Source organism: Staphylococcus sp. EG-SA-15 (assembly GCF_017151895.1).
In the GTDB taxonomy this organism is placed as follows: domain Bacteria; phylum Bacillota; class Bacilli; order Staphylococcales; family Staphylococcaceae; genus Staphylococcus; species Staphylococcus aureus.
The window spans coordinates 36,212-52,362 of the sequence record NZ_JACVZN010000019.1; the positions used below are offsets into that span (position 1 = coordinate 36,212).

The window sequence follows — 16,151 nt, forward strand, 5'->3', positions numbered from 1 at the left end:
ACATCTATTCTCCTCTGAAAATCACTTGTATTTATTTAGCAAATCTTTTGAAATATGACACATATGCATATCTTCTGGATATTTTTCCAAATGTTGCTGATGTTCTTCAGCACTTTTAATGTAGTTAGACAGCGGTAAGACTTCCACTGCAATTTGATCTCTGTCTTTACGTCGTTCAATGAACTGACGCGCTTCAATTAAGTGGTCATCTACACAACTATATAAACCCGTTCGATACTTTTCTCCAATATCATTTCCTTGTTGATTCACACTGTAAGGATCAATGATTTCAAATAAATAATTCATAATGTCTGTAATTGTTAACATACGATCATCGAAATGAAGTTTGACACATTCAGCATAACCATCATACGGACCGTCTAATTTAGAGCTTCTTCCATTTGCTCTTCCTGCTTCTGTATGTATAATTCCAGGTATTGTTGCAAAAAATGCTTCAACACCCCATAGACACCCTCCTGCTACATAAACAACTGCCATATTTACACCTCATCATCCTTTTTTATATTTTTAACAAGGTTATACCATTTAATACCGCCATGACATGATTCTGATACACCTTCATTACGATACCCATATTTTTCATAAAATGAAATTAATGATTCTCGACATGTTAACGTTACACCATGTCGATGATGATTCTTAGCAAGAGTTTCAAAATAGTTTAGTAAGCGACCTGCAATACCCTGACCTTGATAATTTGGTGCTACAACAAGACCTAACACACTAATATAACCACCTTCACTATTATTTGTGGAGACATTTTTAAATAAATCATCGCTAATGTAACGCTCTTTTATGACTGGACCGTTGATGTATCCAATTACTTCATCATTCTTTTCAGCTACAATAAAAGTTTCTTGAATTTGTTCAATTCTCAATTTCAATGCCTCTGGTGTTGCAGCTTCTTCCGGTGAAAAACCAATATTTTCAAGTGCAATAATTTGATCTAAGTCCTGCATGATTACTTTTCTTAATACCATAAAAACACTTCCTTAGCCCTATATATCAAAAGTAATACCTTCATCTTTATATTCATTATTTTCAAACTACCTTCACTATAAAAAACGAGTCTTTTTATTGAAAGCCATTCGCCTTAATCAATTAGACAAGTTGTATTATACGAATTAGTAAATAATCATGATTATAATTCATTTTAAGCATACTCAAAAAGACTGGTACATGTATACCAGTCTAATTCGAAAAAATATATTTAGTTAAAACCATTTCAAAAACGACTTCACTTTTCCTGGCTTAGTCGGTCTGTCTAAATAAACAAAATTATCATTGATTACTGAACTGGCATTTCGAAGTAATGCTTCAATATCATTCGAATATTTCTTCAATTTATGATTGTGAAATAATTCTTGCATCAAAAATGGTCTTTGGTCACATGAATGTGCATCTGAAGCTACAAAATGAGCCAAATTACATTCTATAAATTGTAATGATAACTTTTGAATGTTTTTACCAAATCCACCAACTAAAGAACTCGATGTTAATTGACTCAATGCCCCATTTGCAACCAATTCATATAATATTTCCGGATTTTTGGCGATACTTCTATTTCTTTCAGGATGTGCAATGATTGGTATGTAACCTCTCGATTGTATTTCAAAAAACAATTGTTTTGTATAATGTGGTACTTCGCCCGTTGGAAATTCAATTAATAAATATTTCGAACGATTAATACCTTGAATACTACCATTATCTAAGCCTTTCAGAATCGAATCTGTAATTCTAATTTCTTGCCCGGGAAATAATTTAATATCCAATGCTTGAACTTCTGGATGCGTTCTTAACTCCGCCAATTTCACAAGCACTTGTTGAAATGTATTATCATATCTCGGATGCAAATGATGAGGTGTCGCTACAATACTTGTTACACCTTCATCCTTAGCTTGCTTTAATAGTGCAATACTCTTTTCAATTGTTTTAGGACCATCATCTATATCAACTAATATATGGTTATGAATATCAATCATGATTCATCAGTCCCATAATATGCATAGTAACTAGCACTTTTATCTTTAGGCATTCTATTTAAGACTACACCTAATAATTTAGCACCTGTTGCTTCAATAAGTTCTTTTCCTTTTTTAACTTCATCTTTATTATTATTTTCCGAATTAACTACGTAGACAACATTGCCGGTAAACTTTGAAAATAATTGCGCATCTGTAACTGTGTTCACTGGTGGCGTATCGATAATTACAAAGTTATAATTCATCAATAATGTGTCATACAAATTTGCAAATGCCCTTGATGTAATTAACTCTGACGGATTCGGTGGGATTGGCCCAGACGTCAAGACGTCTAAATCTTGAATTTCAGTTGAGATAATACTGTCTTGATAAGTTGACCAATTTAGCAATAAACTTGATAGGCCTTCATTGTTTGGCAAATTAAAAATATAATGCTGCGTAGGTTTACGCATATCCCCGTCTACGATTAGTGTTTTATAACCTGCTTGCGCATATGCAACTGCTAAATTTGCTGCAATTGTAGACTTACCTGCGCCTGGTGCCTCTGAAGTGATTACAATGCTTTGAACTGCACTGTCAGGATTTGCAAACATAATATTTGATCTTATGCCTCGAAATTTCTCGCTAATAGGTGACTTTGGTTGTTCATGGACAATTAAACTTGATGTACTTCTTCGTGTATTCGTCATGGTAATTCCTCGTAAATTAAAATTTTTGTATTGAACCTAAAATAGGTAATCCTAGTTGCGATTCAACATCTTCTTCTGTCTTAATACGCTTATCTAATAATTCTTTTAAGAAAATAATCAATATTGCTAAAACAATACCAACAATAATGCTGATAACTAAGTTGACAGATACTATTGGAGATACTTTTACAGCATTATCATGTGCTGAGGAAAGTATCGTAACATTATCAACACTCATAATTTTAGGCATGTCATGAGCAAAAACTTTAGATATTTTATTAACAATTTTGTCAGATTCAGATTTATTCCCAGTGGTAACTGATACAGTAATAATTTGAGAGTTTGTTTGATTGGTTACTTTTAAAAATGAATTCAACTCAGCTGTTGAATACTGACCATCAAATTCTCTAGATACTTTATCTAGAATTCTAGGACTTTTGATAATTTCCGTATATGTATTAACAGACTGCAAACTACTTTGAACATTTTGGAAAGCTAAATCACTTGAGGACTTTTTCATGTTCACTAATATTTGAGTAGAAGCAGTATATTTGTCAGGCATAACAAAAAAGGTTAATGCCGCACTTACTACAAGACATATTGCCGGTAAAATAAGCAATAATTTAATATTCTTCTTTAGAATATTTAATAGTTTTACTAAATCAAACTTTTCTTTCATGGTTTCCTCCACATAATCAATCATTGTATTCATTATGTATGTTTTATAAATCGGACAATTATATCTAGTTTAACGACCACAAAACATACACAACTACATTTTCTCTAATTATTTATATAAATATTTTATCGTTTAAAATTATATCATGATTCTCTGCCATTATGTATAACTTATTTATATTTTTGCACAAGATATAATATTGTCCAACTTTAAATATCCAAACCTATTAATAATAAAACTAGATACCATCGTACTCTATCATGGCTTTCTTATAATCGAGTAGAAGCATCATCATTACTTGATTATTTGCTCTTTACAACACCGAGCGTGCCCGTACTCGGTAATTCAATACCTTGCGTAACCCGTCACTGTGAGTTGGGTTAATGATAATAAAGCCCACACCTTTTAAAAAGATGTGGGTAATTTATATAATTTTTATTTACATTTTTAACTTATAAAAAAAAGCGCCTATGTCATGATTTACCATCACATAGGCGCTTATCAATAAATTATTACTTATTACTTTCCATTTCATCTAATTTATGCGGATTTCCTGTAATTAGATGACAACTTATTCTTTTCAGGGGAACATTACACTTTTATAATATGTTCAAAGACAAACTTAACCATTCACAAATATAAAGAATAATATTATCAAATCATTGAACAAATCGTATTTTGCAACAATTGATATTTATATTAATGTATTGCATTTAATTTATAAAATTCATATACATCTTAATATTCTCAATATCGATTTGTATTGTCAACTTTATATAGATTTAAAAAAATAATCTCATGTCTTTTTTTACAAAAGTAAGTTAATTATTACAAACTAGTAACAAAAATTATTTCTTCAAAAATATATTTAGTAGCGAATACACTTCATCTTTGAATTGACTTTTACTTTCTTCCACTGCTCCAAATTTTTGCGAAAAGGATGCTTTCAAATACCAACTTTCAAGAAACAGCAATATTAAATTCTGAAAGTCTTCTTTTGTCATCTTTATCTTTGATTCATCATAGAATTTTGCTATCTCTTTACTTAATGATTGATTTAAATCTTGTATTTGTCCGTAAATATTTCCAGAAAATTCCTCAGGCGTATTAGATAATTGAACGTACATTCTAATATACCTTTCTTCGATGTCGAAAATAAACTCAAATAAGAATTGATATAAAGCATCAATTGAATAGTTCGATTTATTTTGATTCATCATAATAATATTATTAAGGTAATCAAAACAACATTTAACACTTTGTTCGTAAATACTTTTTTTCGAGTCAAAATGGTAATATAAACTCGCTTTCTTTATATTTACACTTTTAGCTATATCATCAAGTGTTGTACCGTCATACCCCTTCTCTGAAAATAAGGTTATTGCGTTATCAATAATCTTATCCTTCAATTTTTATAACCCCCTACTGAAAATTAATCACACTATGTTACAGGAAAATTAAGTTGCAATTACAAATATTTCCGTTTAATTATAACAACAATCTATTGCAAATTAAAATACTATCAATTACCATATGGCTTACAACCTAACTAACGAAAGGTAGGTAAAGAAATTGCAATTTTTTAACTTTTTGCTTTTTTATCCTGTATTTATGTCTATTTACTGGATTGTCGGTTCAATTTATTTCTATTTTACCAGAGAAATTAGATATTCATTGAACAAGAAGCCTGACATAAATGTGGATGAATTAGAAGGCATTACATTTTTACTTGCCTGTTATAACGAAAGTGAAACGATTGAAGATACGTTGTCTAATGTTCTTGCACTCAAATACGAGAAGAAAGAAATTATTATCATTAATGATGGAAGTTCAGATAATACAGCAGAACTCATCTATAAAATTAAAGAAAATAATGACTTTATTTTCGTCGATTTACAAGAAAACAGAGGTAAAGCCAACGCACTCAATCAAGGTATTAAACAGGCTTCATATGATTATGTAATGTGCTTGGATGCAGATACTATCGTTGATCAAGATGCACCATATTATATGATTGAAAATTTCAAACATGATCCAAAACTTGGTGCAGTTACAGGTAATCCTAGAATTCGAAATAAGAGTTCTATTTTAGGTAAAATTCAAACGATAGAATATGCAAGTTTAATTGGCTGTATTAAGCGAAGTCAGACACTTGCTGGCGCAGTCAATACTATTTCGGGTGTCTTTACTCTATTTAAAAAAAGTGCAGTTGTCGACGTTGGCTACTGGGATACTGATATGATTACCGAAGATATTGCAGTTTCTTGGAAATTGCATTTACGTGGATATCGTATTAAGTATGAACCGCTTGCCATGTGTTGGATGTTGGTTCCAGAAACATTGGGAGGTCTTTGGAAGCAACGCGTGAGATGGGCTCAAGGGGGACACGAAGTATTACTACGAGACTTTTTTAGCACAATGAAAACGAAAAGGTTTCCTTTATATATTTTGATGTTTGAGCAAATCATCTCAATTTTATGGGTATATATAGTGCTTCTATATTTAGGCTATTTGTTCATAACAGCAAACTTCTTAGACTATACATTTATGACATATAGTTTTTCAATATTTCTACTATCATCATTTACTATGACTTTTATAAACGTTATTCAATTTACAGTCGCACTCTTTATTGATAGTCGCTACGAGAAAAAGAATATGGCTGGACTCATATTTGTAAGTTGGTATCCGACAGTATACTGGATTATTAACGCAGCAGTAGTTCTTGTCGCATTTCCAAAAGCATTAAAACGTAAGAAAGGTGGTTACGCAACATGGTCAAGCCCAGACAGAGGGAATACCCAACGCTAAAATCATCGCTAAATATTGTAAGAGAAACAGCACTTATCGCTATATCTTGTGTCTTTTGGATATATTGTTTAGTTGTTCTACTCGTTTATATTGGTACTATATTTGAAATTCATGACGAAAGTATCAATACAATACGTGTTGCTTTAAACATTGAAAATACTGAAATTTTAGATATATTTGAAACTATGGGCATTTTCGCGATTATCATTTTTGTATTTTTTACAATTAGCATATTGATTCAAAAATGGCAGAGAGGAAGAGAATCGTGAAGTATAGAAAATTAATAATTTTAGTGTTGAGTATCTTGATCATATTGCCTGTAAGCACACTGGATGGTCATCATATTGCAAATGCAGATGACGATTCACCTAAAAAACTGAAATATAAAGAAAATAGTGCTCTGGCATTAAATTATCACCGTGTAAGAAAAGCGAATTTTCTGAATAATTTCATTTACTTCTTTTCTAGTAGTAAAGAAATTAAAAATTATAGTGTTAGTCAATCACAATTTGAATCTCAAATAAAATGGCTAAAATCACATGATGCTAAATTTTTAACCTTGAAAGAATTTTTATATTACAAGAAAAAAGGTAAGTTTCCAAAACGAAGTGTATGGATTAACTTTGATGATATGGATGAAACTATTTATGAAAATGCTTATCCAATCTTAAAAAAATATAAAATACCGGCAACTGGGTTTATTATCACAGGTCATGTTGGGGAAGAAAACTTTCACAACCTCGATATGATTAGTAAAAAAGAACTAAAAGAAATGTATAAAACTGGGTTATGGGAATTTGAAACACATACCCACGATTTGCATAACTTATCTAAAAATAATAAGTCAAAATTAATGAAAGCTTCTGAAGATACAATCATAAAAGATTTAAACAAAAGTGAAAAATATCTAACTAAAAACTTTAAAAAGTCGCAGAAAACTATAGCCTATCCTTATGGCTTGATGAATGACGATAAATTACCGGTAATCAAAAAAGCTGGGTTAAAATACGGTTTTTCATTAGAGGAAAAAGCAGTCACTCCGAACTCCAATGATTATTACATCCCTAGAATATTAATTAGTGATGATGCTTTTGAGCATTTAATTAAGAGATGGGACGGATTCCATGAAAAAGATTAGACTTGAGCTCGTATATTTACGTGCCATTATATGTGCAATTATTATTGTTACACATTTATTAACACAAATTACTTTAAAACATGAGAATATGGAGGGAGGATCCTTAGTATTACAATTTTACATTCGTAATATTGTGATTTTTGGTACACCTTGCTTTATTATCTTGTCACAGTTACTGACAACCTTGAATTACCAAAAAGTCACCTATAGATACTTAACTACACGCGTAAAATATATACTTATTCCTTACATATTAATGGGATTGTTTTACAGTTATAGTGAATCATTATTAACAGATTCAAGTTTCAATAAACAATTCATTGAAAATGTCCTATTAGGTCAATGGTATGGCTATTTTATCGTTGTTATCATGCAATTCTTTATTTTGAGTTATATCATTTTTAAAATTAACTATAACCTATTCAACAGTAAAATATTATTATTGTTATCTTTTATTTTACAGCAATCATTTTTATATTACTTTACGAACAACACAGCGTTTCACGATACCGTGCTACACTATTATCCATTAAGTGAAAACACTATAATATTCGGATGGATTTTTTATTTCTTTTTAGGTGCATATATGGGTTATAACTACGAACGTGTATTAAATTTCTTAGAACGTTATTTAGTTATTATGATTGTATTAGCTGTAGCTACTTATTTTGTGTTTATTGCGTTAGCAAATGGAGACTATTGGAACGTTACCAGCTTTTCATATTCATTAACACCATACAATAGTATTATGTTTATTGTTATCTTGGGTATTTGCACGCATTTTAAAACAATGTTATTTAATACGATTCAAATGATTAGTGCTTTCTCATTCTTTATTTATTTATTACATCCAATCATTCTAGACTCATTGTTTGCATATACAAATATATTTGAGGATAATACAATGGTCTTTCTAGCGATATCACTACTATTCATTTTAGGGTTATGTATAGGTGTCGGTATGATATTGCGTGAATTCTATATCTTTAGGTTTATTATTGGAAAACAACCATATAAATTGAACATTAATGCTTATTAATTATTAAGCTATGTTAAAAACACGCGGTGGGCGAAATCAGTTTGAATTGACTGACTTCGTTTTACCGCGTGTTTAATAATGTTATACATATATTCTAATTGCACATTTAAACTTCGTAAATGCCAATGGGAGTGGGACAGAAATGATATTTTCGCAAAATTTATTTCGTCGTCCCACCCCAACTTGCACATTATTGTAACCTGACTTTCCGCCATCTTCTTTGTTGGGGCCCCGCCAAGATATTACTTGAATAATTCTTTTAGAATTCTAAATAATGATCCGATTAATTGAAAGAAGTCTGCTGTCATTGTATATACCTCCCTTTACTTTATAAATTATGCTTGCTTAGTATCAGTCACCTTTTCAGTTTTCACTAAATCGTCTGCTAAATGATGCCAAAAATCTTGTAATTCTTCTCTTGTGCGCACTGTATCAGAACTGTCTTGTCCTACAAAGTCAACATGATCCCAATCATGTTTTGTAGGCGTCACTTGCCAAATGCCTTTTTGAATTTTATCCGTCGCATTTGTATAAGCTTGATTAAATGGATGCTGAGAAGAAATAACGGATACTAAACCATCGTTTTCTCGCCATTCTTTTTCAGTAGCTTTACCGATTAAGTTACCAGTAATCACAAATGGGAAAAACATATTTAAGTCTGCTTTTTGTCTATCGCTATTTAATGCTTTGTGCGTTGCTTCACCAGTGTATGTTTTATACACAATGTTAGGGTTCAACGACGTTTTACGATTTAAATCTGTTGCACCCTCACGCGTCAGATCGTAAAATCCATTATCTTTTGATTTCCATAAATTAGATTGTTTAACGCGTTTGACATAATCAATATATGATTCATTTGGCTTCTGTTTTAGACCCCATTGAGCCAACCCGAAGTCTACTCTTGAATTTTTATTACCAAACATTTTACCGATATCAAATACGATTTGTCTCACTAAAGCTTCATTACCAGCTAAATCTGATGCGTGTGTACCATTATGTGGTGTTCCTAAAGTAGTAATTGATGAAATCATATTGTCATGATTACCTTTGAATAGTGGAGAAATTTCGCCACCATGTTTCTTTTGATACTCTATTTCTTCACGATTACCATTACGCAGTAATTCTTCTAGTTGACGTATCGTTTGACCACCCATACTATGTCCAACTAGGTGTACCTTCTGTCCTGGTTTCCAGTCTTTGTAAATTCCTTCGTATGTTTTTCCATAACGTTCATGTCCATATTTTGCTGCATGTGCTGCACCATAATCTACACGACCGCCTTTGATATAATAATAAAGTTCAACTGCGCGGTCATAGTTACTTCCAAAAGCACTTATACTTGCTTCATAAGCTTTGTAACCATTTTCTTCTAAATCTTGGCGAATGTTCATTTTATTACCGCCCCAATAATGAGCTAACACTGAAGGATTAATATCATCTGTAAACCCATTGAAACCATGCACTAAAACGATAGGATCTTGATTTTTATACTGCCCTTGTTTGGCAACTTTATTCGTTTGATCATCTTTCGCTTTTGCAGTAAGTTCCTTTGTCCCTTTGTTTGGTAACGTTGCTACTGCACTACTTTTTAATAAATTTAATCCATTTTTCTTGTCATTGTCCTTTGTTGGTTCTACTGGTGATTTTTGATTGTTTTTTAAATCTGAAACTGATAGTGTTTTTTCGTCTTTTTGAGGTTTCACTTCTTGTTCATTGTTAAAATTGTGGTTAGTAATTTTATCATTCGCTTGATTATTTTGTTGTGGTTGTACTTTCTCTATTTCTGTCTCATTAACAATTTCTCGTTGACTTGTTTGATCTAACTTATTTAATGATGGTGCTTCCTTTGTTAAACTTTGTGAAGGTAGATTGTTATTAGCGTTTGAATCTTGACTATTATCTGCCTCTTTTGACTGTTGCTGTGACGTCACTTTACTTTGTTTGCCATCATTAATAGCCTGTTCTAACCCTTGATTTACATCGCTAGGATTAGCATTGTTATTTTTTGTTGTATCACGTTGAATATTTTTATTATTAAGCGATGATTTTTTATCATCCTTTAGTTGATCTTTATTCAAATCATCTGTTTTACGATGATTTTCTTCTGATATTGTTTTATCATTATGCAAGTTCTTAGTTAAATTTTCAGTATGTTGCTGTTCGTCAACACCGTTTTCACGTTGATAATTAGCATTTTCCCTAGTTTGTTGATCCCCAATAGATTGTGCTGTAACTGTATCCTCCTGTGAATTTCCCATATTCACTTGCTTCTCAGCTGCTTGTGCTTGTCCACCACTTAAAAATAGTAATGTAGCTATTAAAATGGAAGATGCACCTACACTAAATTTACGAATACTATACTTATTTTGACTTTTCATCATTGTCAGCACCTCTATTTTTTTATTTTAGATAAACAAATTGATAATTATTCGAGGAATAAACTCAAATAATTTACTTAACCAAGCACTCATAATGACCATCCTTTCTATTGTTTAATTTGACGAGAAAGCGTTTACATTTGTATTTAAAAAATATATTCTCCAAAGAGAATTTAAAGTGTATACGCTAATCATTTCAAATTATTAATTAATATTATATTTGGCAAAATTTAATTAGTCAATAATTAGACACAATTTAATTATGCAAATTGTAACTTTTTTACATATATCTTTTGTGATTTTTAATATTTACATGCTTGGGGCTTGATTCCAATGATGTATTATTTTTTTAGATTAGCTGTATGAGGTGATTTATGAGCTATCACAGTTATAATGTTTGCTGGTGTCGTATTTTAAACCTAAAAATATCATCCCATCCACAATAATTGTATCAGGATAAACCGTAATACTTGTTCCTAAACTAAATATATACAGTTAATTTTCTTCCCTCAAAGTAAGTATCCTACTATTTTAAATTTATTGTTTAATTACTCTTGAACTAGCTTTAACTTAATCTCTGATTAGCATAAAAATACACCCCATAAAGTTAGTTTTTTAGTCCAACTTTCGGGATGCACATCTTAGTTCTAATGGAGATTGTCTTTTAAATAGGCTATGACATTTCTATTTCAGGCTAGATATATTTTTATTCACAGTATAAATACAAAGAATATAATGACAACTATGATATTAAAGGTTACTAAATTCTCTTTAGCTTTTTCGCCATTTTTTCCCTTCATAACTTCATTATATCGATTCATATACTTTTCAACATCTTTAACAGTGACATCTATTCCTGAGTTGCTCAATTCACTTTTCATAATTATTTTTGGTTTCGTATTGTGATTATCCACTACTTATCTATAACGCGTTTGCAACTTTAGTACCATCACAGCATTCATAGTTAAAATATGTTGGTGTCGTATTTTAAACTTGAAAATGTCACGTTTTCCACAATATTTGTAAGTGTATAAGCCATGATCCTTTTCTCTATATCTCAGCCCGTACTTGTTTTACCACTGTTCGATATTTTGTCGTTCGCCTTTAAAGTTATTGCGCTTATGATGTCTACGCGCTAATTCTGCCTCAATTTCTGAAAAATCGACGCCTAGCGCATGCATCAAGACAAATAAATGATAAAGTTCATCTGCTACTTCACTTACAAATGCTTTTTTGTCACCTTTAATTGCTTCAATTACGACTTCAAAAGCTTCTTCACCATATTTTTTCGTAATCTTTTCTATACCTTCTGTTAATAAATATTTTGTATATGACTTTTCATTATTGGATTGGGCACTATCTTGAACTGTCTGCGCTAATGTTTGCACTGAAAATGGAACTTCTGTGTTGAAACAACTTTGACTGCCTGTATGACATGTTGGTCCATTTGGTATGACATCAATTAAAATAGTATCATTGTCGCAATCTACATGAATATCTTTAACAAGTTGCGTATGACCAGATGTTTCACCTTTTGTCCATAGACGTTGTTTCGACCTCGAATAGAAACATACTACACCATCTTCTATCGTTTTATCAAAAGCTTTTTGATTCATATAGCCCAACATCAATACTTGTTTTGTTTGATTATCTTGTAAAATTGCTGGCACTAAACCTTTGCTAAAATCAATTTTATATTTGGTCATCTTACTGCTATACCCCCTTGCCGTATCACTTCTTTAATAGATTGAACCGTCGTTTCTCGGTCATGTAATATACTTGCAGCTAAACCTGCAGAAACATCCGTCTGATCAAATAATTCTACAAAGTGTTGTGCATTGCCACCACCACCAGAAGCAATGATTGGAATATTTACAAGAGACTTAATATTTGCTAGGTGTTCAATATCAAATCCTTGCTTCATACCATCATGTCCCATACTTGTAACGAGGAGCTCACCTGCACCTAACTGTTCTACTTGCTGTACCCAGTCATATACTTTAATATTTGTCATCTTTTTACCACCATGCGTACAACAATAATGTGCTTTTCTTTCAGGATCATAATAGCTATCAATTGCTATACAGATGCATTGTCTACCGAATTTATCACTCGCTTGTTTAATGAGCTGTGGATTTTTTAAAGCACTTGAATTTAATGATACTTTATCTGCACCATGATTTAACAATTGAGTAATATCATCGAGACTTTGAATCCCACCCCCTACAGTAAGAGGGATAAACAAGCGTGACGCTGTCTGTTCAATCACTTCTAGCATTAAGCTATGACCCTCTTCCGTCTTAGAGATGTCTAAAAATACTAATTCATCAGCACCCGCTTCATTGTAATACATTGCTAAATCAACAGGATTCCCAATATCCCTTAATCCTTTAAATTGAATCCCTTTAACGACACGACCATCTTTGACATCTAAACATGGAATGATACGTTTTTTAATCATTTTAGCCCCTCCCAAAAAGATGCTTGATGTGCAGCCTTTCCTATAATAGCAGCGTGAACATTTAGCGACGCTAATCGTTGAATATCTTGCTGATGTCTAATACCACCGGAAGCAATGACAGGAATCGTCGTTGCCTTTACTAATTGACCAGTTAATTCAAAGTTAGGTCCGGACATTTTGCCATCTTTAGCAATATCAGTATATATAATGCCTCCAAGAGGTATATCCGATAACTGACTCACAAAACTAAATAAATTTAACTCTGTGTCCTCTTCCCATCCGTTCACTTTAATATCTTCTCCATAAGCATCAACTGACAGATAAATACGACCTGGAAATGTATGTGCCATCACTTTAAGCCAATCAGTATCTTGAATGCCTTTCGTTCCAACTATGCAATAATTAATCCCTGCGGCAAAGTAGTCCATGATTTGTGACTTCGTACGAATGCCACCACCTACTTCAATATCTTTGGTTGTTAATCTCCTCAATGACTTAATATAATCAAACTCTCGGGCATGCTGTGCCTTAGCACCTATCAAGTCGACGATATGAATACGATTCACACATTCAAATTGACTATAGTAAGCAATACTTTCTTCAGCCGAGCGTGACATTTTTTCTTCACTATCATATTTACCCTCTGTTAACCTCACACTTGTTGACCCAATCAAATCAATCGCTGGCCATAATTCAATCATTTATAAATCCCCCTTGTATTGCCTGACGCAAAATTTGTAACCCATATGTACCGCTTTTTTCAGGATGGAATTGAATACCAATATAATTGTTAAATTGAACAATTGCCGGAATATCAGCCCCATACTGCGCATATGCAATGACATTTTCTGACATCGGCGCTTGGTAAGAATGTACGAAGTAAACATCTTGATTTAACATAGGATGCTTACTCACTAAATTATTCCAACCTAAGTGCGGCACTGGGTATTCTGTTTGGATACGCGAAATATTTCCTGGGATAAACCCTAATCCAGATGCATCGCCTTCATCACTATGCTCATACATTAATTGCATGCCTAAACAAATACCAATCATCTTCTTATCAGTATTCTTAGCCAATATTGCATTGAGATTTAGTCGTTTTATCTCTGACATCGCATCTTTAAAATGGCCGACACCGGGCAATATGATTGTTTCTGCTTGATCGATTATTTTTGAGGTATTTGAGACAACCACCTCATACCCTAAATGTTCAATAGCGCGTTTTACATTACTAATATTCCCTAATCCATAATCAACGATAACAATCATTCAATCACACCTTTCGATGACGGCACACGCTGATCATCAGTTGCAGTTAGCGCTATGCCTAATGCACGGGAAAACGCTTTGAATATAGCTTCAATTTCATGGTGTGTATTACCTCCACGAATTAAATCAATATGCGTTGTTAATCTTGCATTGATTACGACCGCTCTAAAAAATTCTTCTACTAACTCCGTATCAAACGTACCAACTTTTTCTTTACTTAATGATGCATTGAATGATAGGTATGGGCGCCCACTTATATCCACAACGACACGTGCTAATGTTTCATCCATTGGAATGTACATCGTTCCATAACGAACGAAATGCTTTTTATCTTTAATCATTTCAAGTAACAATTGGCCAATGACAATGCCGATATCTTCAGTTACATGGTGATCATCTACGTCAATATCACCTTGTGCCTCAATGTTTAATGACAGACCGCTATGAAATGTAAACAATGTTAACATATGATTTAAAAAGCCCACACCTGTATTAATATGCGATGGTGACTGGTCATCTGATATTGAAATATTTAGTTGTGTTTCAGCTGTGTTTCGTTGTTTTTGATAAATCATATTTTGCGCTCCATTCTTTAACAATTTCTTCTAATTGGTTTAACTGTGGTGCTGTTGCAATTGAGTATCTTACATAGCCCTTCATCACCGGCTCATCATAAAAGCGAGGTTTAAATCCTTGTTCATATACGTATTGTCCTAATTGTTGCGCTGCTGAACCTTTAGTAAGTACAAAATTGGCATTTGATGGGAATACTGACATTTTATCTGCAACATGTGTATCAAATATTTGTTTTAACTGCTCAGCTAACTGTCGTTGCATCGTTAAAAATACTCTTGTCTCTTCTCTATGTCTAAAAATATAAGTCGCAATATTTAGCGTAAATACATTTAATGGATATGGATGTTCTATTTTTTGAATATGCTTTATCGTTCCAGCAGTACTAATTAAGACACCTAATCTTAAGCCGGCAATTCCAAACGCCTTTGATAATGTACGCATTCTTAAGATGTGTGGTGCCAGTTCCATGTCATATGCCGTACCATAATCTAAATATGCTTCATCAATGACAAAGTATCCGTTTAATGCTTTCATCTTATCTGCAATAGCTGTTAAAAATGCCGTATCAAATTGCTTGCCTGAAGGGTTATGTGGATTACTCATAATAAAAAATGATGGTTGTACTTCATCGATTTTCGTTAAAATGGTTTCCAAATCAAACGTTAAATCTGATCCTGCATCTACAAATGCAATTTCACGATTTACTTGTGCCGCATATGCTTGATACATAAAAAAATCAGGATTTAGCGTTAATGCCGGACCTTCTGGCATGATCAGCATTAACTTTTGAATCAATTCATCAGATCCATTTCCTGCAATAATTTGTTCAGGCGATAATCCGTAAAACTTAGCATAAGCTTCCTTGAATTGTTCATATGCTGCATCAGGATATAAATTATATGGCGTTGCACTAATAATAGACGTCATTGTTTTTTCATCCAACGGCGTAACTGGACTTTCATTTTTATCAATATAAATCATTTCAATTACACTCCCCTAAGACTGACGTATTAAAATAGACTGCTGGTGATTGTATAATGCTTCAACATGAGCAATATGTTGTGCTGAATCAGCAATTTGTTCAAACGTATCTTTTGATAAATGG

Annotated in this window: 16 protein-coding genes and 1 pseudogene; 4 read left to right on the plus strand and 13 right to left on the minus strand. The window is 32.4% G+C overall.

Annotated elements, in window-relative coordinates; all coding sequences use genetic code 11:
* Nucleotides 1-21: 21 nt before the first annotated feature.
* The 6 genes from IDG64_RS09215 to icaR all read right to left on the minus strand — a co-directional run bounded on the left by IDG64_RS09215 (nt 22) and on the right by icaR (nt 4,780).
* The gene (locus IDG64_RS09215; protein ID WP_000301924.1) at nt 22-498 is read right to left on the minus strand and encodes a peptide-methionine (S)-S-oxide reductase; all 477 of its coding nucleotides are present in this window, start codon (nt 496-498) and stop codon (nt 22-24) included.
* Between the two features lie 2 nt (nt 499-500).
* The gene (locus tag IDG64_RS09220) at nt 501-1,001 is read right to left on the minus strand and encodes a GNAT family N-acetyltransferase (protein ID WP_000244274.1); all 501 of its coding nucleotides are present in this window, start codon (nt 999-1,001) and stop codon (nt 501-503) included.
* Nucleotides 1,002-1,235: 234 nt separating this feature from the next.
* The gene (locus IDG64_RS09225; RefSeq protein WP_000565310.1) at nt 1,236-2,003 is read right to left on the minus strand and encodes a tyrosine-protein phosphatase; all 768 of its coding nucleotides are present in this window, start codon (nt 2,001-2,003) and stop codon (nt 1,236-1,238) included.
* A complete protein-coding gene (locus IDG64_RS09230) occupies nt 2,000-2,692 on the minus strand; it encodes a polysaccharide biosynthesis tyrosine autokinase (RefSeq protein ID WP_000185863.1) in 693 nt (230 codons plus the stop codon). The genes IDG64_RS09225 and IDG64_RS09230 overlap by 4 nt, the downstream gene beginning before the upstream one ends.
* A 16-nt stretch (nt 2,693-2,708) precedes the next feature.
* The gene (locus IDG64_RS09235; RefSeq protein WP_000659675.1) at nt 2,709-3,371 is read right to left on the minus strand and encodes a Wzz/FepE/Etk N-terminal domain-containing protein; all 663 of its coding nucleotides are present in this window, start codon (nt 3,369-3,371) and stop codon (nt 2,709-2,711) included.
* Between the two features lie 848 nt (nt 3,372-4,219).
* The gene (icaR, locus tag IDG64_RS09240; protein ID WP_000653261.1) at nt 4,220-4,780 is read right to left on the minus strand and encodes an ica operon transcriptional regulator IcaR; all 561 of its coding nucleotides are present in this window, start codon (nt 4,778-4,780) and stop codon (nt 4,220-4,222) included.
* Nucleotides 4,781-4,943: 163 nt separating this feature from the next.
* Between icaR and icaA the strand changes: the two genes are divergently transcribed.
* Genes icaA through icaC form a run of 4 tightly spaced genes read left to right on the plus strand, consistent with a single transcriptional unit; the run spans nt 4,944 to nt 8,359 of the window.
* Nucleotides 4,944-6,182, plus strand: coding sequence for a poly-beta-1,6 N-acetyl-D-glucosamine synthase IcaA (gene icaA / locus IDG64_RS09245; protein WP_001159430.1), 1,239 nt, complete (start codon nt 4,944-4,946; stop codon nt 6,180-6,182).
* Complete coding sequence (gene icaD / locus IDG64_RS09250) at nt 6,146-6,451, plus strand: intracellular adhesion protein IcaD (RefSeq protein WP_000240580.1); 306 nt, start codon at nt 6,146-6,148, stop codon at nt 6,449-6,451. The genes icaA and icaD overlap by 37 nt, the downstream gene beginning before the upstream one ends.
* Entirely contained in the window at nt 6,448-7,320 is an 873-nt protein-coding gene (gene icaB, locus IDG64_RS09255) for an intercellular adhesin biosynthesis polysaccharide N-deacetylase (protein ID WP_000877371.1), read from the plus strand. Before icaD ends, icaB begins: the two co-directional genes overlap by 4 nt.
* On the plus strand, nt 7,307-8,359 hold the full coding sequence (gene icaC / locus IDG64_RS09260; protein ID WP_000723840.1) for a polysaccharide intercellular adhesin biosynthesis/export protein IcaC: 1,053 nt from the start codon (nt 7,307-7,309) through the stop codon (nt 8,357-8,359). Before icaB ends, icaC begins: the two co-directional genes overlap by 14 nt.
* A 335-nt stretch (nt 8,360-8,694) precedes the next feature.
* Here icaC and lip1 read toward each other — a convergent pair whose 3' ends face one another.
* The 7 genes and pseudogenes from lip1 to IDG64_RS15175 all read right to left on the minus strand — a co-directional run.
* Nucleotides 8,695-10,737 (minus strand): YSIRK domain-containing triacylglycerol lipase Lip1, encoded by a 2,043-nt coding sequence (gene lip1, locus IDG64_RS09265; RefSeq protein ID WP_000842038.1) that lies wholly within the window; start codon nt 10,735-10,737, stop codon nt 8,695-8,697.
* Nucleotides 10,738-11,810: 1,073 nt separating this feature from the next.
* Nucleotides 11,811-13,198 (minus strand): annotated as a pseudogene (hisF, locus tag IDG64_RS15170) (imidazole glycerol phosphate synthase subunit HisF).
* Complete coding sequence (gene hisA / locus IDG64_RS09280; protein WP_000571738.1) at nt 13,195-13,899, minus strand: 1-(5-phosphoribosyl)-5-((5-phosphoribosylamino)methylideneamino)imidazole-4-carboxamide isomerase; 705 nt, start codon at nt 13,897-13,899, stop codon at nt 13,195-13,197. The pseudogene hisF and the gene hisA overlap by 4 nt, the downstream one beginning before the upstream one ends.
* Nucleotides 13,892-14,470: an imidazole glycerol phosphate synthase subunit HisH gene (gene hisH, locus IDG64_RS09285; protein ID WP_000635623.1), complete on the minus strand. Its 579-nt coding sequence runs from the start codon at nt 14,468-14,470 to the stop codon at nt 13,892-13,894. The genes hisA and hisH overlap by 8 nt, the downstream gene beginning before the upstream one ends.
* A complete protein-coding gene (hisB, locus tag IDG64_RS09290) occupies nt 14,467-15,045 on the minus strand; it encodes an imidazoleglycerol-phosphate dehydratase HisB (RefSeq protein WP_000640266.1) in 579 nt (192 codons plus the stop codon). The genes hisH and hisB overlap by 4 nt, the downstream gene beginning before the upstream one ends.
* Nucleotides 15,014-16,027 carry a pyridoxal phosphate-dependent aminotransferase gene (locus IDG64_RS09295; protein WP_000639181.1) on the minus strand — a complete coding sequence of 338 codons (1,014 nt, stop codon included), beginning with the start codon at nt 16,025-16,027 and terminating at the stop codon, nt 15,014-15,016. Before IDG64_RS09295 ends, hisB begins: the two co-directional genes overlap by 32 nt.
* A 15-nt stretch (nt 16,028-16,042) precedes the next feature.
* A partial coding sequence (locus tag IDG64_RS15175) for a hypothetical protein (protein WP_241012142.1) occupies nt 16,043-16,151 on the minus strand: 109 nt, incomplete at its 5' end.